Source organism: Amycolatopsis sp. NPDC003861 (genome assembly GCF_053605405.1).
The window spans coordinates 1-17,159 of sequence record NZ_JBSGJD010000023.1 but is presented as its reverse complement, the minus strand read 5'-3'; the positions used below and the strand labels follow the sequence as shown (position 1 = coordinate 17,159).

Sequence of the window (17,159 nt, the reverse complement as noted above, 5' to 3'; positions counted from 1 at the left end):
CGGGATGGGCGCGGAACCACTCGTGTGCGTCGTACATGGCGACCGAGTGCGCGGTGGTGTTGCGCTTGTTCGAGGCGCTGATCGCCTCGCGATGCGACTGCGGCAGCCGCAGCCAGCAACCTCGGCACGCGAAGAATGGGGATCGGACCTGTCGTCCGCAACGCCCGGGGCAGTCGTGGGTTCGGTTGCGTGCTGCCTTCAGCCCTGATCACCGTCGCCGCTGTCGTCGGCGTTCTGGTTGCTGGCCTCCTCGGTCGCGGCCGGCGACCCGTGGGCGAGCAGCGATGGCAGCTGGTCGCGCAGGGCGTCCATCGTTTCGTTGAACACGGGGGTCTCCTGATCGCGGCTCTCGAAGGCGGCGGCCAGTGTCGTCTCGTGGTCGGTCTGGTTCCCTGTCACAGCAGCACCCCTCCAATCGTGAAGCCGACGGCGAAGCCGAGGCTGGTCGTGGTGACCACCAGCGCGGCCACGAGCCGTGGTGCGGCGCGAATCGCCGACGCCGCCCGGCGCAGCGAGGCCACGCCGCGGTCGATGTGGCTGAGCCGTGCGTGCCTGCCGGTCGGAACGTCGAACATCAGTCGGGCTCCCATCCCGCCTCCCCATCGGTGGTCAAAGGCGCGGCACGGCCCCGCATCGGGGTAGGGGCGTGCCGCCCCGCACTAAGGTGATGTCGTCAGGCGCTCTTGCGAGAGCGCTCGGCGCGCTCGGCCTTGGACCGGTTCTTGGCGCCTTCCTCGGCACGCCGGGCGAAGTAGTCCCTGATCCAGGACTCCTTGACGTAGGTCCGGCCCCCGTGCTGGAACGTCGCGATCCAACCCCTCCGCCGGTACCGGTAGAAGGTCGGCTTCGTGATGTTCAGTCGTTGTAGAACTTCGTCAAGTGGATACGCTTCCTCGTCAGCTGGGATCTGCACCACTCGCCCCCTTCCTTCGCTGTCCCATAGCTCCGCCCGACACATAACAGCAGGTAAAACCGCGCGTGCGCTTTGAGATACGAGGTTCGTTGGCGCCGAGCGGAGCGTCCTCGACGTTGCCACCCCGCTTGCGGAATTGCCAACTTTTCTAGCGAATGTGAGACGACGCGCGCCCAATCTGGTGGCGTCGTGAGACGACAGCTACGCCGATCGAGTGTTAGAGCGGGGTCACGGCATGGAACTAGACAGAAGCTTGACAAGATCGCTTCCACCCGAATGGCCTACCGTTCGCACTTGCGGAACGCGAGACCATATGGCCACCCAAGCACCTCCAGTTGAAGGATCAACGCGCATGCCAGCTGAGCACCTCGAAGCCCTCTTCGCTCGCGCGAGGCCGGGGGTGCCTCGGGAGCAGCTCGCCGAGGAAGCCGGCATCGCACTCCATCAGATCAACTACCTGTTCCGCCCTGAGCGCCCCGACCGGTTGCCGAAGTGGGAGATGGTCCGCGCAGTCGCGAAGATGCTCAGGGTCGAGGTCAACGAGGTCGTGCAGGCGATGGCTGCCGACGACGGCATCGACCTGGAGTCCGAAGCCGAACGCGACGAACAAGAGATGCTGACCGAATACAGAGCGTTATCCAGGAGGGATCAACGTGTCGCCCGCGCAGTCCTGCGCACGCTCGGGGAGTGTCCTTAACGGCTTACGCTCAGTAGCACACGTGTGATATTCATGTTTAGTCGTAGCCGCGATAGGGCTATATGCAGGCCAGACGTGTGCCATTCGGTCGAGGGGGTCTCAGCCGAGCACTCGACGAGGGAGTGACGCTCAGTGCTGGACGGGATCGTGTGGGTGTTGGGGCCTGACGACCAGGCGCAGCCGATTGAGTTCAACGACCACGACGGCCGGATGCTGATCAGCTGGCGCGCTGGGCAGCCTCCGACGCTTGGCATGTTTCAGCTCCTCAACAGGCTCACCAACGAGCATGGGGAGCGATCCTGGGGGCGGATCGAGTGGGCCAGCGGCCCCGAGGGGCAGGCACGGGCCATCGAGGTGGAGGACCGGGACGGCCACATGCTCATCCACTGGCGGAACGGGCAGCCCCCCACGTCCGGCATGATCGAACTGCTCAACAGGTTCACTGCCGAGGTCGCGGACGGACGTGAGGAGCCACCCCGGGCCTGCTAGCTAGCGGTCGCCTCCGTGTTCCCCGGCTCCTGTTCCCGGGGCGGAAACTGGATCACCTCGGCGGGCTGGCCTGCCTGGGCTTGCTGGGCGCGCGCCATCCAGTCGCGCTGTCGTTTCGTGTCAACGGCCTTGATGTACTTCTGGGAGGTCGACAGGTTCTTGTGGCGCAGTACGGCCATGATCACTGGAGCTGGGGCATCGGCCTCCGCGAGGTTGTTCCCGCAGTTGTGCCGCAGGTGATGGAACACTGGACGCGCGCCTGGCAAGCCAGACCGCTCCCACGTCTTCTTGAGCAGCTTGTTCGGCTCGTACGACTCAATGGGCTTGCCCCGCGTGTTGATGAAGACGAAGTCCTCCGGCCCGACAGTGCCGCGCCACTTCCGCAGCACCTTCAATGCGGTGACAACCACCGGGGGAAGCGCCACCGGCTCAGCTACGGTGCCCTTCGGGAACGTTCGCAGCGTCCGCCCCGGGTCCATCACGTCCGAGACCAAGACGTGCGGGTTGCTGCCGTCGAGATCGAGCCGCTCCCAACGGAGGCCGGCGACCTCTCCGGCGCGGAGCCCGACGAAGTAGCCGAGCAAGAGCGCTGGCCAGAACCACGTCGGAGCGAAAACGAGCAGGACGTACAGCTCCTGCTCAGTGAGGTAGCGCGGCTGCCGGTTCCGATGCGCCTTGACCCAGATGTCGGCCGCCGGGTTGTCCGGTCGCACGCCATCCTTCTGGGCCTGCTTCATGATCCCCCGGAGGACCCACATACGCGCCTGGCGGGTGGATGTCGACATGCCGCGAGCCTCTTCACGCGCGTCCCAAGCTCTGAAGTCGGTCTCGGTCAGCTCGTCCATCATCTGCTTGCCGAACTCACGACACAGGGTATTGACGCCGTATCGCCGCTGCCTGCGGGTGCGGACGGTGCCACCCTGCGCGGGAAGCCAAAGCTGCGCGTACTCCTCGAACGAGAACCGCCTCGACTGTCGCTGTACCGGGATGCCCGCGTCGACGTAGGTGCCGTCGATCCGCTGGAGCATGACCTTCGCTGCGGCCTCGGCCTGCTCGTAGAAGTGGAACGTCTTGGAGCCATCCGGAGCAGTGACGCTCTGCTTCTTTTGAGCTACCGCGTTCCAGACGTAGGCCCGGTACCGCGTACCGGACGCCCGTTGAATTTCCTCAACGCTGTACCCCAGACCGCGCCTGGGCTTCCGTGTCCTTGCCGCCATCGAGGGATCTGCCTTTCGCCGTGCGCACGCGCGGCGATCCCTGCTGGGTGTGACGGTAACCCTACGACAAGGAGCTGATCAAGCGGTGTGGGCGAAGTCCATGCCCACACCCACGACGAAGGTCGTTTAGAGATCCACTTACGGGCCTCTGACCTGCGGCGATGCTTGATCATCTTCCTGCCATCTGCTCGGGCTCCCTCAAGTTCCCTTAGCACATCTTGATCGAGTCAGTGACCGATACCCTAGTGCGCCACGCCTCACACAGGCCGGTTCCATCACATCGCGGTCACCGAGGGGGTTAGCCTGGTAGGCGCATCAGCGGATTCAAGATCGAGATCGAGACGGATAGAGGCGAGCCCCAGCCGTGTCCAGCAGCAGCCCTGCGTCACAGTTCGGCCCCAACGAGTGGCTGGTCGAAGAGATGTACGACCAGTTCCTCGCCGACCCTTCCTCAGTCGATGCCGCATGGCACGACTTCTTCGCGGACTTCAAGCCGACGCAGAGCGCGCAGGCCAAGGCGGACACCGCCCGGCAGCAGGCCGACGCCAAGCCCGCCACCAACGGCCAGGCCGCCCAGCCGTCGCCCAAGGCCGTGCAGAACGCGGAGTCGGCGGCCAAGCAAGCCGCGCCGACCAAGCCGGCCCCGAAGGCCGAGCCGAAGGCGGCGCCGAAGCCGGCGGCCGCGAAGGCCGAGCCCAAGGCCGAGGCGAAGAAGGAAGAGCCGGAGTCGAAGCAGCTGCGCGGCGCCGCGGCGGCCATCGCCAAGAACATGGACGCCTCGCTGAGCGTCCCCACCGCGACCAGCGTGCGCGCGGTCCCGGCCAAGCTGATGGCGGACAACCGCATCGTCATCAACAACCACCTCAAGCGCACGCGCGGCGGCAAGATCTCCTTCACGCACCTCATCGGCTACGCCATGGTGCGGGCGCTGAAGGCCTACCCGAACATGAACCGGCACTACCAGCTGATCGACGGCAAGCCGTTCGCGATCACGCCGGAGCACGTCAACTTCGGGCTCGCCATCGACATGAAGGGCAAGGACGGCTCCCGCACGCTCGTCGTGGCCTCGATCAAGGGCTGCGAGGACATGACGTTCCTGCAGTTCTGGCAGGCGTACGAGGAGATCGTCAAGAAGGCCCGCAACAACAAGCTGACGGCCGACGACTTCTCCGGCACCACCATCTCGCTGACCAACCCGGGCGGCATCGGCACCAACCACTCGGTGCCGCGCCTGCAGGCCGGCCAGGGCGCCATCATCGGCGTCGGCGCCATGCAGTACCCGGCCGCCTTCGAGGGCACCAGCGAGAAGACCCTGGTCGACCTCGGCATCAGCAAGATCATGACGCTGACCTCGACCTACGACCACCGCATCATCCAGGGCGCGGAGTCGGGCGAGTTCCTCAAGCGCATCCACCAGCTGCTGCTCGGCGAAGACGGCTTCTACGACGACGTCTTCACCAGCCTGCGCCTGCCGTACGAGCCGATCCGCTGGGTCGCCGACATCCCGGACGGCCCGGTCGACAAGACCGCCCGCGTGATCGAGCTGATCGACGCGTTCCGGATGCGCGGCCACCTGATGGCCGACACCGACCCGCTGAACTACCGCCAGCGCAGCCACGCCGACCTGGACGTCCTTTCCCACAACCTGACCCTGTGGGACCTCGACCGCGAGTTCCCGGTCGGCGGCTTCGCCGGCCAGGAGCGGATGAAGCTGCGCGACATCCTGGGCGTGCTGCGCAACTCGTACTGCCGCACGGTCGGCATCGAGTACACCCACATCCTCGACCCCGAGGAGCGCCGCTGGATCCAGGAGCGCGTCGAGATCCCGCACGAGAAGCCGGACCCCGCGGTCCAGAAGTACGTGCTCTCGAAGCTGAACGCCGCCGAGGCGTTCGAGACGTTCCTGCAGACCAAGTACGTCGGCCAGAAGCGGTTCTCCCTCGAAGGCGGCGAGACGGCGATCCCGCTGCTGGACACGCTGCTGGACAAGGCCGCCGAGCACGAGCTCGACGAGGTCGTCATCGGCATGCCGCACCGCGGCCGGCTGAACGTGCTGGCCAACATCGTCGGCAAGCCGATCAGCCAGATCTTCCAGGAGTTCGAGGGCAACCTCGACCCGGGCCAGGCGCACGGCTCCGGTGACGTGAAGTACCACCTCGGCGCCGAGGGCAAGTACTTCCGGATGTTCGGCGACGGCGAGACGAAGGTGTCGCTGACCGCGAACCCGTCCCACCTGGAGACGGTCGACCCGGTCCTCGAGGGCATCGTCCGCGCGAAGCAGGACATCCTCGACAAGGGCGGCGAGGGCTACACCGTCCTGCCGGTCCTGATGCACGGCGACGCGGCCTTCGCGGGCCAGGGCGTGGTGGCCGAGACGCTGAACCTGGCGCTGCTGCGCGGGTACCGCACCGGCGGCACCGTGCACGTCATCGTCAACAACCAGGTCGGCTTCACGACCGCGCCGGAGCACTCCCGCTCGAGCCAGTACGCCACCGACGTCGCGAAGATGATCGGCTCGCCGATCTTCCACGTGAACGGCGACGACCCCGAAGCCGCGCACTGGGTGGCCAAGCTGGCCGTCGAGTACCGGCAGGCGTTCCACAAGGACGTCGTCATCGACCTCATCTGCTACCGCCGCCGTGGGCACAACGAGGGTGACGACCCGTCGATGACGCAGCCGGCGATGTACGACATCATCGACACCAAGCGCTCGGTCCGGAAGACCTACACCGAGTCGCTGATCGGCCGCGGCGACATCTCCGTCGAGGAGGCCGAGGCCGCGCTGCGCGACTTCTCGAGCCAGCTGGAGCACGTCTTCAACGAGGTCCGCGAGCTGGAGAAGCACCCCGCGAAGGCCAGCCCCTCCGTCGAGGAGGAGCAGCAGGTGCCGGCCAAGGTCAAGACGTCGGTCGCGAACGAGGTCATCGAGCGCATCGGCGACGCGTTCGTCCAGGTGCCCGAGGGCTTCACGCCGCACCCGCGCGTCAAGCCGGTGATGGAGCGCCGCCACAAGATGTCCCGCGAGGGCGACATCGACTGGGCGTTCGGCGAGCTGCTGGCGTTCGGGTCGCTGGCGATGGAGGGCCGGCTGGTCCGGCTGTCCGGCCAGGACTCCCGCCGCGGCACGTTCACCCAGCGGCACTCGGTCTTCATCGACCGCAAGACCGGCCAGGAGTACGCACCGCTGCAGAACCTGGCCGACGGCCAGGGCCGCGTGATGATCTACGACTCGGCGCTGTCGGAGTACGCGGCCGTCGGCTTCGAGTACGGCTACTCGGTGGCGAACTCCGAGGCGCTGGTGATGTGGGAAGCGCAGTTCGGTGACTTCGTCAACGGCGCGCAGACCGTCATCGACGAGTACATCTCCTCGGGCGAGGCCAAGTGGGGCCAGCGCTCGGACGTCGTGCTGCTGCTGCCGCACGGCCACGAGGGCCAGGGCCCGGACCACACGTCCGGCCGCATCGAGCGCTTCCTCTCGCTGTGCGCGGAGGGCTCGATGACGGTGGCGGTCCCGTCCACCCCGGCGAACTACTTCCACCTGCTGCGCCGCCACGCCCTCGACGGCATCCAGCGCCCGCTGGTCGTCTTCACGCCGAAGTCGATGCTGCGCAACAAGGCCGCGACGTCGGCGGTCGGGGACTTCACCGGCGAAAGCCGCTTCATGTCCGTCATCGACGACGTCACGCCGGACCCGTCGAAGATCCGCAAGGTGCTGCTGACCTCCGGGAAGCTGTACTGGGAGCTGGTGGCGGAGCGGGCGAAGCGCGAGGCCGACGACGTCGCGATCGTGCGGATCGAGCAGTACTACCCGCTGCCGAAGAAGAAGCTGCTGGCGGCGCTGGAGCGGTACACGAACGCGACGCAGGTCGCGTGGGTCCAGGAGGAGCCGGAGAACCAGGGTGCGTGGCCGTTCTTCGGCCTGAACCTGCCCCGGAAGTTCCCGGAGGTCCTCTCGGGCCTGCAGGTCGTGTCGCGCCGTCCGATGGCGGCGCCGTCGGCGGGTTCGTCGAAGGTGCACGAGGTCGAGCAGAAGGCGCTGATCGCGAAGGCGTTCGACTGAGGTTTCCGAGAACGGGCCTCCTCACGGTTCGCCGTGAGGAGGCCCGTTTTTCTATTCGAGGGACTCGGAAGCGGCCTTGGCCAGGTTGTGCGCGTTGCGGCGGCACCGTTCGACGTTCCGGTCGCTGGTGTCGGCGGCGGTGACGACCACGGTCACGTCGACGTTGCCCTGGTAGAACCGCACGCCGCACTGCAGGGGCCCGCTTTGGTCGTAGTCGACGTCGGCCGCTTTGGTCGCCTTCCCGATCTTCTCGGTGATCGGCTTGGCGCCGCGGTCCACTTCGATCTCGTAGCCCGCCTTCGCGTACCCGGGGCCTTCCCCGGAGCCGGGCTGGGTCGACTTGGCCAGGAACATCGAGAGTGTGCCGGACGACGACCCGGACTTCGTCCACGAGCAGCTGAGCTGCGAGAGCTGGATCTTGTCGTCCGAGGTACTGGCGGGCTCGGCCGGGCTGTCACTGCTCAACGGCGGCAGGTTGTCCATCCGGCTCCCGACCTCGCTGCACCGGGGCAGCGAGCGGTACTTGTCGGGTTCGCCGGCCGAAGCGGTCGAGGACGGCGCGGCCGCGGACGGCTTCTGGTCGGCGGTGAGCAGGAAGAAGGCCCCGATCCCCGCCCCGGCCAGCACGAGCACGCCGACGACCACCAGCGCGACGATCAGCGCGGTCTTCCCCCCGGACTTGGGCGGCGGGTAGCCGGGCGGCTGTGACTGGTAGGGCTGGTACTGCGGATACGGGTATTGAGGTCCTTGCTGCACGAATCGGACACTAGGCCATCCGCGCGGGGCGAGCAGGCCGTTCACCCGAAATCGTCAGTGCCCGGCCGGTCCTCAGCCGCGCACGGCCGCCGCCACCCGGGCCGCGTCCTCGATGGCCTGCTCCGGGGACTCCTCGGGCAGCGGCAGCAGCACCACCGAGCCGCTGCCCGCGTCGTGCAGGGCCCGGACCGAGGCCGCGCAGGTGTCCAGGTCGCCGCAGATCGCCAAGCGGTCGATCCACTCCGGGCGCAGGCCCGCGGCCAGTTCGTCCACTGTGGACGTCGAGTCCAGCAGCGCCAGCAGCTCGGCCGCGAACGGCAAGCCCTCGACCTGCACCCGCGAGCCCGGCGTCAGGGACTCCGCGACCGTCTTACGGGCCCGCTCGCGGTCGCCCAGGGCCAGCCAGTTGTACGTCACCAGGGCGTGCGGGCCCGTCGCCGCGATGCCCGCCAGCGCCGTCCGGACGTACTCCGGCGGGGCCGGCTCGGCCAGGATCGTGCCGTCCGCCGCCGTGCCCGCGATCGCCAGGGACTTCGGGCGGCGCACGCCCGCCACCAGCGGGGGCGGCGAGGCCGGCGGGAACACCAGCTCGACTTCGTCGAGGTGGACGTGCCGGCCGTCCATCGAGACGCGCTCGCCCGCCAGCAGCCGCCGGACCGCCACCAGCGTCTCCTCCAGCGCCGCCAGGGGCGACTCCGGGTACGCGCCGATCTGCCGCATCCACGACGCGACGCCGTGGCCGAACCCGGCGATCAGGCGGTCCGGGTGCAGCTCGGCCAGCGCCGCGATCTCCATCGCCGCGATCGCCGGGTTGCGCGCCACCGCCGGCAGCACGCCGATGCCCACCTTGATCGTCGACGTCACCGCCAGCGCCGTCGCGACCGTAGCGACGCCGGCCGCCCAGAAGCAGTCCTCGACCAGCCAAAGCTCGTCGAGACCGGCGTCCTCGGCCTGACGCGCGAGGTCGCGCAGCTTGGCCGGTGGCTGCTCGCGGTTGATCCGGACGCCGACCGACCTCGTGGGTGCGTACACGCGTGGCTCCTGTTCAGATCCGGGAGAACGCGGGCGCGTACTCGAAGGCGCCCGCCTGGGTGGGTTCGTACGCGGCCAGCGTCCGCGCCTGGAAGTGCTCGCCCCACTGCGGATCCGGGGCGGTGATCGACAGGTCCGACGCCGTGACGAAGCCGAACCGCGAGTAGTAGGCCGGGTTGCCGAGCAGGACGACCAGGCCGTGGCCGAGGGCGTCCGCCGCGCCGACGACGGCGTGCATCAGCGCGGAGCCGACACCGGCGGCTTGGTGCGCGGGCAGCACGCCGAGCGGCCCGAGCCCGACGGCGGCTTCGGCGTCTTCGCCGAGGCGAGCCCGGCTGCAGCAGACGTGCCCGACGACGGTGTTGCCGCGGACGGCCACCAGCGAGAGGGCGTCGATCAGGTCGCCGTCGGCGCGGAGTTCGTCGACGAGGGGCGCCTCGATCGGGGTGACGCCGGGTTCGCGCCGGAACGCTTCGCTGTGGACGGCGTGGATCGCCGCCTGATCGGCGAGCGTCTCGCGGCGGATCAGCATGGTCGCCACCTTGCCCGCGCCGGCCGCGGACGGCAATCGGGTTTCGGCTCCCGGCCGGGCGCGGAAAGCAGTTCGCGCACCACGGCCGGCGTGTCAGGATCGAGGCATGCCGGTCGACCCGCACCTCCTGCTGGCCTTTCTCGTCACCACCGCGATCGCCATGGTGACGCCCGGCCCGGACATGCTCTTCATCCTCGGCTGCGGCATGCGCGGCGGCCCGAAAGCCGGGCTGCTCGCCACCGCGGGGGTCGCCACCAGCGAGGCCATCCACGTCGCCGTCGCCGCGGCCGGGCTGGCCGCGCTCTTCGCCGCCGTTCCCGTGGCCTTCACCGTCGTCCGGATCGCCGGGGCCGCGTACCTCATCTACCTGGGCGTCCAGGCCATCCGGAACCGCAAGCCGCTCGTGGAGCGGAAGAGCGACCGCGCCTACCTTTCCGGCCTGCTCACCAACCTGCTCAACCCCAAGATGGTCACCTTCACCATCGCCTTCCTGCCGCAGTTCATCGACCCCGCCCGCGGCCACCTCTGGCTGCAGTTCGCCGTCCTCGGGGCGATCATGATCGCGTTCGAGTTCCTCGTCGACGGCACCGTCGGCGTGCTCGCCGGCCGGCTCGGCGGGTGGGTCCGCAAGAAGAAGAACCAGCGGCGGATCGAGGTCGCCACCGGCGGGATCTTCATCGGCCTCGGCCTCAAACTGGCCGCCGACGCCTAAGCGCGCAGGCCGTCGACGATCACCGCGACGATCCGGGGCGCGCGCGCATCCCACTCCGCTTCCGGGATCCGGGACAACGCCCCGAGCAGCAGGATGACGTCGGCGGCGTCGACACCGGCGCGGATCTCCCCCGCAGCCTGCCCCCGGTCCAGCAGCGTTTCGAGCGCCTGGTCGAGCCGGTGGTGCTGACCGTCGTAGAGGTCCTGCCACGCCGGCACCTCGATCGCCGCCATGACGCCGCGTTTGACGCGCGCGTACTCGACCAGCCGGTCCAGCCAGCGGGCCAGCGCGTCCAGCGGGGAGTGCTCGGCCAACAGCGGGGCCACCGTGCCGACGAGCTGCGTCAGCTCGGCCCGGTAGACCTCCGCCAGCAGGTGCTCGCGCGTCGGGAAGTGCCGGTAGAGCGTGCCCTGCCCGACGCCCGCGGCCTTGGCGACCCGGTGCAGCTTCAGCTCCTCGGCCGCGCCGTTGGACTCGCTCAGCTCGGCCCGGGCGGCCTCGACGATCCGGTCGCGGTTGGCGACGGCGTCCGAACGCGGCAAGACGGCTCCTCGGATAAGCGGACAACTGTCCGGTAAGCTTAAGCGGACAGTTGTCAGTTTAGCGGGAGGTGCCATGTCGAACGGACTGGACAAGGTCGTCGCCATCACGGGCGCGAGCAGCGGAATCGGTGAGGCGACGGCCGTCGGGCTGGCGAGCCGTGGCGCGGCTGTCGTGCTGGGCGCCCGGCGCACCGAAAGGCTGGAAGTGCTCGTGCAGAAGATCCGCGCCGACGGCGGCCGCGCGGAACTGCTGGACGTCGACGTGACCCGCCGGGCCGATCTCGAGCGGCTCGTCGCCCTCGCCGTCGAGCGCTTCGGCCGCCTCGACGTCCTGGTGGCCAACGCCGGCGTCGCCCGGATCGCACCGATGAGCGCCCTCGACGTCGAAGACTGGGACGCGATGATCGACGTCAACCTCCGTGGTGTGCTGCACGGCATCGCCGCCGCGCTGCCGGTGTTCCGCGCGCAGGGCCGCGGGCACTTCGTGACGACCGTCTCGACGTCGGGGCTGAAGATCGTCCCGACCCAGGCCGTCTACGCGGGCACCAAGAACGCCGTGCGCACGCTGCTGGAGGCGCTGCGCCAGGAGTCGACCGACGGCGTCCTGCGCACGACGTCGATCTCGCCCGGGTACGTGCGCACCGAGCTGGTCGACCACGTCGAGATCGGCGACCTCACCATCCGCCCCACCCGGCAAGGCTGAGCGGTGGGCGAGCGCGACTGGCGGGTGCTGCTGCTGGGCGGCGCGTCCGGCACCGGCAAGAGCCGGCTCAGCTACCCGCTGGCCCGGCGGTACGAGGTGCCGATCGTCGAGGTGGACGACCTCGTTCTCGCCGTGCAGCGGATGACCACCCCGGCGCAGCAGCCGCTGGTGCACTACTGGGACACCCATCCGGACGCCGGCAGCCTGCCGGTGCCGCGGGTCCTGGAGCTGCAGATCGCGGTGGCCGAGGCGCTGCAGCCGGCGCTGGAGGCGGTGATCGGCAACCACCTGGAGACCGGCACCCCGGTCGTCATCGAGGGCGACTACCTGCTGCCCGCGCTGGCCGCGCAGGACTCGTTCGCCGGCCAGGCGGCCGGCGGCCGGGTCCGCGCGGTATTCCTGCACGAACCCGACCCCGGCCGGCTGGTGGCCAACTACTTGGAGCGGGAACCGGACGAGGGCGAGCAGCGCAGCCGGGCACAGGTCAGCGCCCGCTACGGCGACTGGCTGGCCGCGCGGGCCGGCGAACTCGGGATCCCGGTCCTCACCGCGCGACCGTGGGCCACCGCGCTGGACCGGCTGTGCGCCTTGCTGGACGCTCCCCGCGGAGGCGCAGGCTAGGCCCGCGCGAGGAAGTCCTCCGCGATGTCCAGGGGATTCCGCTTCTCCTCGGTGAACTCGACGTTCAGCCGCGTCAGCTGTTCGGTGGTCAGCGCCGCCGAGACGCGGTTCAGCGCCGCCACTTCGGCGGGCGACAGCGTTCCCTTCGCCACCAGGGGCACGATGTTCTGCGCCGGGAACATGTTCTTGTCGTCGACCAGCGGCACGAACCCGTTCGCCGCGATCGTCGACGACGTGCTGAACAGGTCCGCCACCTGGACGTCGCCCGACTTCAGCGCCGCCACCGTCACCGGGCCGCCCGTGTCCGTCGTGCGGATTTCTTTGAACTCGCAGCCGTACAGCGACTTGATCTTGTCCTTCCAGCGGCTGCTCCACTGGCCCGGCCCGCCGAACACCAGCTCGCCGCAGCGCTTCCCCAGGTCGGAGAACGTTTTGACGCCCGACGCCGCCAGCTGCGGCCCGACGACGAGTAGGTCCTTGTCTTCGGCCGGAGCCTGGTCCAGGACCTCGAAGCCGGCCGGGATCTTCTGCTTCAGCTGGGCGTAGACGTCCTGGGACGTCGTCGCCGTGGTGTCCTTGTCGAAGTACCGCAACAGGTTCCCGCTGTAGTCCGGGACCACCGACAGCGACTTGTCCTGCAGTGCCTTGACGACGACCTCGCGGCTGCCCACCGGCGGCCGCACGGTCACGTTCGAAGCACCCGCCTGCCGCAGCGCCCCGGCGTAGATCTGGGCCAGCAACAGGCTTTCCCCGACGTCGGACGCCCCGATGATGATGTCGCCGGACGTGCCGCCCTCGCCGCCACCGGCCAGCGGGTTGCCGCAACCGGCGGCCAGGACCAAGACCGCCACGAGGGAAACCAGCCGCTTCACGCCGTCACCTTCTTCGCGGCCGCCGCGAGCCGGACGCCCCGCGGCACCAAAGCGCGGTTCAGCAAGGAAAAGAGCAGGTCGAGGACGATGGCCAGCAGCGTCGTCAGCAGGGCGCCCGCGATGACCTCGGAGTAGTCCAAAATGGCCAGTCCGTCGAGCAGGAACCGGCCCAGGCCACCGAGTCCGACGTACGCGGCCACCGCGGCGGTCGCCACGAGCTGGAGCACGGCGTTGCGGATGCCGCCGAGCACGAGCGGCAGCGAGATCGGCACCTCGACCTTCCACAGCCGCTGCCAGCCGGTCATCCCGACGCCTTCGGCGGCGTCGACCACGCCGTGGTCGGTCGCCTGCAGCCCCGCGTACGTGCCGGCCAGGATCGGCGGCACGGCCAGCACGACGAGCCCGATGATCGTCGAGGTGACGCTCTCGGTGAAGAGCAGGAACAGGAACGTCACCAGGCCCAGCGTCGGCAGGGCGCGGATGGCGTTGCCGACGCTCACCAGCGCGACGCCGCCGCGGCCGGTGTGGCCGACGAACAACCCCAGCGGCACCGCGATGACCAGCGCGATCACCAGCGACAGCCCGGTGTAGCCGAGGTGTTCCAGCAGCCGCTGCGGGACGCCGTCGGGCCCGGACCAGTGCGCCGGGTCGCCGAACCAGCGGAAGAGGTCGGTGATCATGCGGCTCCCACCCGGGTCCACGGCGTCAGCAGGTTTCGCGCGCCCACCAGCACGAGGTCGACGACCAGTGCCAGCAGCAGCGTCAGCACGATGCCGACCACGATCGGCGAGAAGTACTCGCGCTGGAAGCCGTCGGTGAACAGCACGCCGAGGCCGCCGGTGCCGATCAGCGCGCCGACGCTGACCAGGCTGATGTTGCTGACCGACGCGACCCGCACGCCGGCAGCCAGCACCGGCACCGACAGCGGCAGTTCGACGGCGAAGAAGCACCGCACCGGCTTGTAGCCGACCGCGGTCGCGGCGGCGACCACCGGCGGCGGCACCGCGTCGAGGGCGTCGAGCACCGGCCGGACCAGCAGCGCCGTGGTGTAGATGGTCAGCGCGACGACGACGTTGACGCTGTCCAGGATCTTCGACCCGATCAGGCCGGGGATGACGACGAACAGCGCGAGCGAGGGGATCGTGTAGAGCAGGTTCGCCACGACCATCAGCACCTGCCGCGCGGGCCGCCAGCGGTGGCCGAGCCAGCCCGCCGCGATCGCCAGCACGATGCCGAGCACCAGCGGGAGCAGCGCCAGGTAGACGTGGTCGCCCAGGTCGCCGAGGATCTGGCCGCGGTTGTTCGCGCTGCTCAGGTACCGCCCGAGCTCGTCGAAGAAGCTCATGACGCCTGGGGCGTGCCCTCGATGACGTCCAGGACCTGCCGCGCGACCACGGCGCCGAGCACGCGGTGTTCTTCGTCGACGACCACACCGAGGCTGGCCGGCGACGACAGCGCCGCGTCGAGCGCACCGCGGATCGGGGTGCCCCGCACCCACAGCGATCCGCCGGCCACGAGGTCGTCTTCGGACAGTGCGCCGTCCACAGTGGAGTTCGGCGGCAGCCAGCCGCGGGGCTGCTTCTCGGTGTTGACTGCCAGCCGCCAGCCGTCGCTCGCCGCGACGGTGGCGCCGACCTCGATCAGCTCCAGCTCCTTGACCTCGACTCCTTCGGCGGAGAGGAACGACAGGCCGCGGTAGCCGCGGTCGCGGCCGACGAAGGACGCGACGAAGTCGTCCACCGGGTGCCGGAGGACGTCGGCGGGCGTGCCGTACTGGGCCAGCTTGCCGCCGACCCGCATCACCGCGACCTTGTCGCCGAGCCGGACGGCCTCGTCGATGTCGTGCGTGACGAACACGATCGTCTTGCCCAGCTGCGACTGCAGCCGCAGCAGCTCGTTCTGGAGGTCCTCGCGCACGATGGGGTCGACCGCGGAGAACGGCTCGTCCATCAGCAGCACCGGCGAGTCCGCGGCGAGCGCGCGGGCGACGCCGACGCGCTGCTGCTGGCCGCCGGAGAGCTGGGCCGGGTACCGCTTGCCGAGCTCGACCGGCAGGCCGATGATCTCCAGCAGCTCGGCGGCCCGCTTGCGCGCCTTCGCCTTGTCCCAGCCCGAAAGCAGCGGCACGGTGGCGATGTTGTCCAGGACCGTCCGATGTGGAAAGAGGCCGGCGTGCTGGATGACGTAGCCGATGCCGCGGCGCAGCAGGGCCGGGTCGCCCTCGGCGACGTCCTTGCCGTCCAGCAGCACCTGGCCGCCGGTCGGCTCGACCATCCGGTTGATCATCCGCAGCGACGTCGTCTTGCCGCAGCCGGACGGGCCGACGAACACGGTGATCGTGCCGTCTTCGACCGTGAGGTTCAGCTTGTCGACGGCGACCGTCCCATCCGGATACTGCTTGGTCACGTCGCGGAATTCGATGGTCACTGCCACTCCCCATGTCCCGGTGGATTCGACCGTAGCCGAGTCCGCGGTGGTTGGCACGCTGTTCCGCAGGGTGGCTACTAGGCTCAGAGTCCGTGAAGGCCCTCGACGACGTCCTCGCCGCGCACGGCGTCGGCGTCCGCCCGCTGTACCGCGTCCTCGACCTGCTGCGCACCGGCGACCACGACCTCGGCGAGCTGGTCCGGCTGAGCACCGCCCCGCGGCGCAGCGTGGAAGCCGTCCTCGCCGCGCTCGGCGACGACCTGGACCGCAGCGGCGACCGCCTGCGGATCGCCCCCGGCGTCGCGGCGTCGTACCTGCAGTACCGCGCGCCGCGCTACGCCGACCCGCTCGACGAGGCCGTCGCGGCGCACGAGCTGCTGCCGAAGGTCGCCGAGTGGGTGGCCGAGGTGCCGGCGCCGCTGGCCGCGCTCGACCACGTGCAGGCCACACCGGAGACCGTGCTGCGCCGCGCGCTCTGGCTGGACGCGCAGTACGACCTCACCGCCACCCGCCTGCTGTTCCTCGGCGACCACGACCTGACGTCGCTGGCCGTGCGGGCGATCTGCCCGTCGGCGGCCCTGACCGTCGCCGACCTCGACGAGCGCGTGCTCGCCTACCTCGACGACCGCGGCGGCCGCGAGATCCGGACCGTGCACGCGGACCTGCGCGTCGGGCTGCCACCCGCGTTGAGCAGCGGCTTCGACCTCGTGTTCAGCGACCCGCCGTACACGCCCGAAGGCATGGGGCTGTTCGCGGCGCGCGGGGTGCAGGCGCTGCGCGAGCCGAGCGAGGGACGGCTGCTCCTGGCGTACGGCTACAGCCCGCGGCACCCGGCGCTGGGTGCGCAGGTGCAGCGCTCGCTGGCGACGCTCGGGCTGACGTTCGAGGCGATCCTGCCGGGCTTCAACCGCTACTTCGGCGCTCAGGCGATCGGCAGCGCGGCGGACCTGTACGTCTGCCAGCCGACGGCGAAGGCCAAGAAGATGCGCAGCAGCAAGGCGATCTACACGCACGGGCCGCAGTCGGTGGAGGCGGCCGGGACGAAACCGGCGCTGCTGGAGAAGCTGAGGGAGATCGCCGGCGCGGGCGGCCTCGCGCTGGAGTCGCGGCCGGTGGACTGGTCGATCTCCGGCCCCGAGGGCGACGAGGTCGCGATGGACCTCTCGGCCGACCCGGGCCCGTGGCTGCTGCGGACACTGCTGGGCACCAACGCCCGGCGCCTGGCCCTGCTGCTGCCGAACGCCCACCCGGACCTGGCGGACCAGGCGTCCCAGGAAGCCCTGGCGTCGCTCGTGCGGGGGAAGTACGCGCTGCGGTACCTGCGGAGCACGCCGGACAACCGCCACGCGGTGGTGGTCGCGGAGGCGGTGGCGCACCAGGACGAGGTCCTCACCCGCGCCCACGCCCGGCTGGCGAACGTCTCCCTCGACGTCCCGGCCGACCTCACCGACCTGCGCCTGGTCGACGTCCCCCGCCACCGCCTGGCCGAACTCCTCGGCTGAAAGCGCCCCAATGTGGCGTTCGGTGCGTCCAACGCACCCAATGTGGCGTTCGGTGCGTTGGACGCAACCAACGCCACATTGGGG

General features: G+C 69.8%; 19 protein-coding genes. 7 read left to right on the top strand and 12 right to left on the bottom strand.

Annotated features, from left to right (window positions below; translation table 11 throughout):
- Positions 1 to 198: 198 nt before the first annotated feature.
- The 3 genes from ACWEVN_RS08960 to ACWEVN_RS08950 form a co-directional block, all read right to left on the bottom strand.
- Positions 199 to 399 (bottom strand): hypothetical protein, encoded by a 201-nt coding sequence (locus ACWEVN_RS08960; protein ID WP_452050811.1) that lies wholly within the window; start codon positions 397 to 399, stop codon positions 199 to 201.
- A complete protein-coding gene (locus tag ACWEVN_RS08955) occupies positions 396 to 590 on the bottom strand; it encodes a hypothetical protein (RefSeq protein WP_452050810.1) in 195 nt (64 codons plus the stop codon). Before ACWEVN_RS08955 ends, ACWEVN_RS08960 begins: the two co-directional genes overlap by 4 nt.
- 83 nt (positions 591 to 673) lie before the next feature.
- A complete protein-coding gene (locus tag ACWEVN_RS08950; RefSeq protein ID WP_452050809.1) occupies positions 674 to 913 on the bottom strand; it encodes a helix-turn-helix domain-containing protein in 240 nt (79 codons plus the stop codon).
- Positions 914 to 1,265: 352 nt separating this feature from the next.
- On the opposite strand from ACWEVN_RS08950, the gene ACWEVN_RS08945 reads away from it, so the two are divergent.
- Together ACWEVN_RS08945 and ACWEVN_RS08940 are read left to right on the top strand one after the other, a co-directional pair.
- Entirely contained in the window at positions 1,266 to 1,610 is a 345-nt protein-coding gene (locus tag ACWEVN_RS08945; RefSeq protein ID WP_452050808.1) for a hypothetical protein, read from the top strand.
- A 132-nt stretch (positions 1,611 to 1,742) separates the two neighbouring features.
- On the top strand, positions 1,743 to 2,099 hold the full coding sequence (locus ACWEVN_RS08940) for a hypothetical protein (RefSeq protein WP_452050807.1): 357 nt from the start codon (positions 1,743 to 1,745) through the stop codon (positions 2,097 to 2,099).
- On the opposite strand, the gene ACWEVN_RS08935 is transcribed toward ACWEVN_RS08940, so the two are convergent.
- Positions 2,096 to 3,316: a tyrosine-type recombinase/integrase gene (locus tag ACWEVN_RS08935; RefSeq protein WP_452050806.1), complete on the bottom strand. Its 1,221-nt coding sequence runs from the start codon at positions 3,314 to 3,316 to the stop codon at positions 2,096 to 2,098. The two genes, ACWEVN_RS08940 and ACWEVN_RS08935, sit on opposite strands and share 4 nt — an antisense overlap.
- A 364-nt stretch (positions 3,317 to 3,680) precedes the next feature.
- Here ACWEVN_RS08935 and ACWEVN_RS08930 point away from each other — a divergent pair, with 364 nt between their 5' ends.
- Positions 3,681 to 7,376 carry a multifunctional oxoglutarate decarboxylase/oxoglutarate dehydrogenase thiamine pyrophosphate-binding subunit/dihydrolipoyllysine-residue succinyltransferase subunit gene (locus tag ACWEVN_RS08930; protein ID WP_452050805.1) on the top strand — a complete coding sequence of 1,232 codons (3,696 nt, stop codon included), beginning with the start codon at positions 3,681 to 3,683 and terminating at the stop codon, positions 7,374 to 7,376.
- Positions 7,377 to 7,427: 51 nt separating this feature from the next.
- Here the strand turns inward: ACWEVN_RS08930 and ACWEVN_RS08925 are convergent, their stop codons facing one another.
- The 3 genes from ACWEVN_RS08925 to ACWEVN_RS08915 form a co-directional block, all read right to left on the bottom strand.
- Positions 7,428 to 8,132 carry a hypothetical protein gene (locus ACWEVN_RS08925; protein ID WP_452050804.1) on the bottom strand — a complete coding sequence of 235 codons (705 nt, stop codon included), beginning with the start codon at positions 8,130 to 8,132 and terminating at the stop codon, positions 7,428 to 7,430.
- Positions 8,133 to 8,204: 72 nt separating this feature from the next.
- The gene (locus ACWEVN_RS08920) at positions 8,205 to 9,164 is read right to left on the bottom strand and encodes an LLM class flavin-dependent oxidoreductase (protein WP_452050803.1); all 960 of its coding nucleotides are present in this window, start codon (positions 9,162 to 9,164) and stop codon (positions 8,205 to 8,207) included.
- A gap of 13 nt (positions 9,165 to 9,177) precedes the next feature.
- Positions 9,178 to 9,696 (bottom strand): GNAT family N-acetyltransferase, encoded by a 519-nt coding sequence (locus ACWEVN_RS08915; protein WP_449686540.1) that lies wholly within the window; start codon positions 9,694 to 9,696, stop codon positions 9,178 to 9,180.
- A gap of 106 nt (positions 9,697 to 9,802) precedes the next feature.
- Here ACWEVN_RS08915 and ACWEVN_RS08910 point away from each other — a divergent pair, with 106 nt between their 5' ends.
- Positions 9,803 to 10,408, top strand: coding sequence for a LysE family translocator (locus tag ACWEVN_RS08910; RefSeq protein WP_449686541.1), 606 nt, complete (start codon positions 9,803 to 9,805; stop codon positions 10,406 to 10,408).
- On the opposite strand, the gene ACWEVN_RS08905 is transcribed toward ACWEVN_RS08910, so the two are convergent.
- Positions 10,405 to 10,950 (bottom strand): TetR/AcrR family transcriptional regulator, encoded by a 546-nt coding sequence (locus ACWEVN_RS08905; RefSeq protein WP_452050802.1) that lies wholly within the window; start codon positions 10,948 to 10,950, stop codon positions 10,405 to 10,407. The genes ACWEVN_RS08910 and ACWEVN_RS08905 overlap by 4 nt on opposite strands.
- Before the next feature lie 73 nt (positions 10,951 to 11,023).
- On the opposite strand from ACWEVN_RS08905, the gene ACWEVN_RS08900 reads away from it, so the two are divergent.
- On the top strand, positions 11,024 to 11,653 hold the full coding sequence (locus tag ACWEVN_RS08900; protein ID WP_452050801.1) for an SDR family oxidoreductase: 630 nt from the start codon (positions 11,024 to 11,026) through the stop codon (positions 11,651 to 11,653).
- A 3-nt stretch (positions 11,654 to 11,656) separates the two neighbouring features.
- A complete protein-coding gene (locus tag ACWEVN_RS08895) occupies positions 11,657 to 12,274 on the top strand; it encodes a hypothetical protein (RefSeq protein WP_452050800.1) in 618 nt (205 codons plus the stop codon).
- Here ACWEVN_RS08895 and ACWEVN_RS08890 read toward each other — a convergent pair.
- From ACWEVN_RS08890 to ACWEVN_RS08875, 4 genes are read right to left on the bottom strand one after another with little or no spacing between them, the layout of a single operon-like run.
- The gene (locus ACWEVN_RS08890; protein ID WP_449686545.1) at positions 12,271 to 13,146 is read right to left on the bottom strand and encodes an ABC transporter substrate-binding protein; all 876 of its coding nucleotides are present in this window, start codon (positions 13,144 to 13,146) and stop codon (positions 12,271 to 12,273) included. The genes ACWEVN_RS08895 and ACWEVN_RS08890 overlap by 4 nt on opposite strands.
- Positions 13,143 to 13,826 carry an ABC transporter permease gene (locus tag ACWEVN_RS08885; protein WP_452050799.1) on the bottom strand — a complete coding sequence of 228 codons (684 nt, stop codon included), beginning with the start codon at positions 13,824 to 13,826 and terminating at the stop codon, positions 13,143 to 13,145. The genes ACWEVN_RS08890 and ACWEVN_RS08885 overlap by 4 nt, the downstream gene beginning before the upstream one ends.
- The gene (locus tag ACWEVN_RS08880; protein ID WP_449686547.1) at positions 13,823 to 14,491 is read right to left on the bottom strand and encodes an ABC transporter permease; all 669 of its coding nucleotides are present in this window, start codon (positions 14,489 to 14,491) and stop codon (positions 13,823 to 13,825) included. Before ACWEVN_RS08880 ends, ACWEVN_RS08885 begins: the two co-directional genes overlap by 4 nt.
- Positions 14,488 to 15,573 carry an ABC transporter ATP-binding protein gene (locus tag ACWEVN_RS08875; protein WP_449686548.1) on the bottom strand — a complete coding sequence of 362 codons (1,086 nt, stop codon included), beginning with the start codon at positions 15,571 to 15,573 and terminating at the stop codon, positions 14,488 to 14,490. The genes ACWEVN_RS08880 and ACWEVN_RS08875 overlap by 4 nt, the downstream gene beginning before the upstream one ends.
- A gap of 92 nt (positions 15,574 to 15,665) precedes the next feature.
- Here ACWEVN_RS08875 and ACWEVN_RS08870 point away from each other — a divergent pair, with 92 nt between their 5' ends.
- On the top strand, positions 15,666 to 17,075 hold the full coding sequence (locus ACWEVN_RS08870; protein ID WP_452050798.1) for a bis-aminopropyl spermidine synthase family protein: 1,410 nt from the start codon (positions 15,666 to 15,668) through the stop codon (positions 17,073 to 17,075).
- Positions 17,076 to 17,159: the final 84 nt, after the last annotated feature.

What these genes read in the sequence shown, in the direction of transcription:
- ACWEVN_RS08900 (WP_452050801.1), top strand. Translation starts at nt 11,024, where the DNA reads ATGTCGAACGGACTGGACAAGGTCGTCGCCATCACGGGCGCGAGCAGC.
- ACWEVN_RS08910 (WP_449686541.1), top strand. Translation starts at nt 9,803, where the DNA reads ATGCCGGTCGACCCGCACCTCCTGCTGGCCTTTCTCGTCACCACCGCG.
- ACWEVN_RS08915 (WP_449686540.1), bottom strand. Translation starts at nt 9,696, where the DNA reads ATGCTGATCCGCCGCGAGACGCTCGCCGATCAGGCGGCGATCCACGCC.
- ACWEVN_RS08945 (WP_452050808.1), top strand. Translation starts at nt 1,266, where the DNA reads ATGCCAGCTGAGCACCTCGAAGCCCTCTTCGCTCGCGCGAGGCCGGGG.
- ACWEVN_RS08885 (WP_452050799.1), bottom strand. Translation starts at nt 13,826, where the DNA reads ATGATCACCGACCTCTTCCGCTGGTTCGGCGACCCGGCGCACTGGTCC.
- ACWEVN_RS08935 (WP_452050806.1), bottom strand. Translation starts at nt 3,316, where the DNA reads ATGGCGGCAAGGACACGGAAGCCCAGGCGCGGTCTGGGGTACAGCGTT.
- ACWEVN_RS08955 (WP_452050810.1), bottom strand. Translation starts at nt 590, where the DNA reads ATGGGAGCCCGACTGATGTTCGACGTTCCGACCGGCAGGCACGCACGG.
- ACWEVN_RS08880 (WP_449686547.1), bottom strand. Translation starts at nt 14,491, where the DNA reads ATGAGCTTCTTCGACGAGCTCGGGCGGTACCTGAGCAGCGCGAACAAC.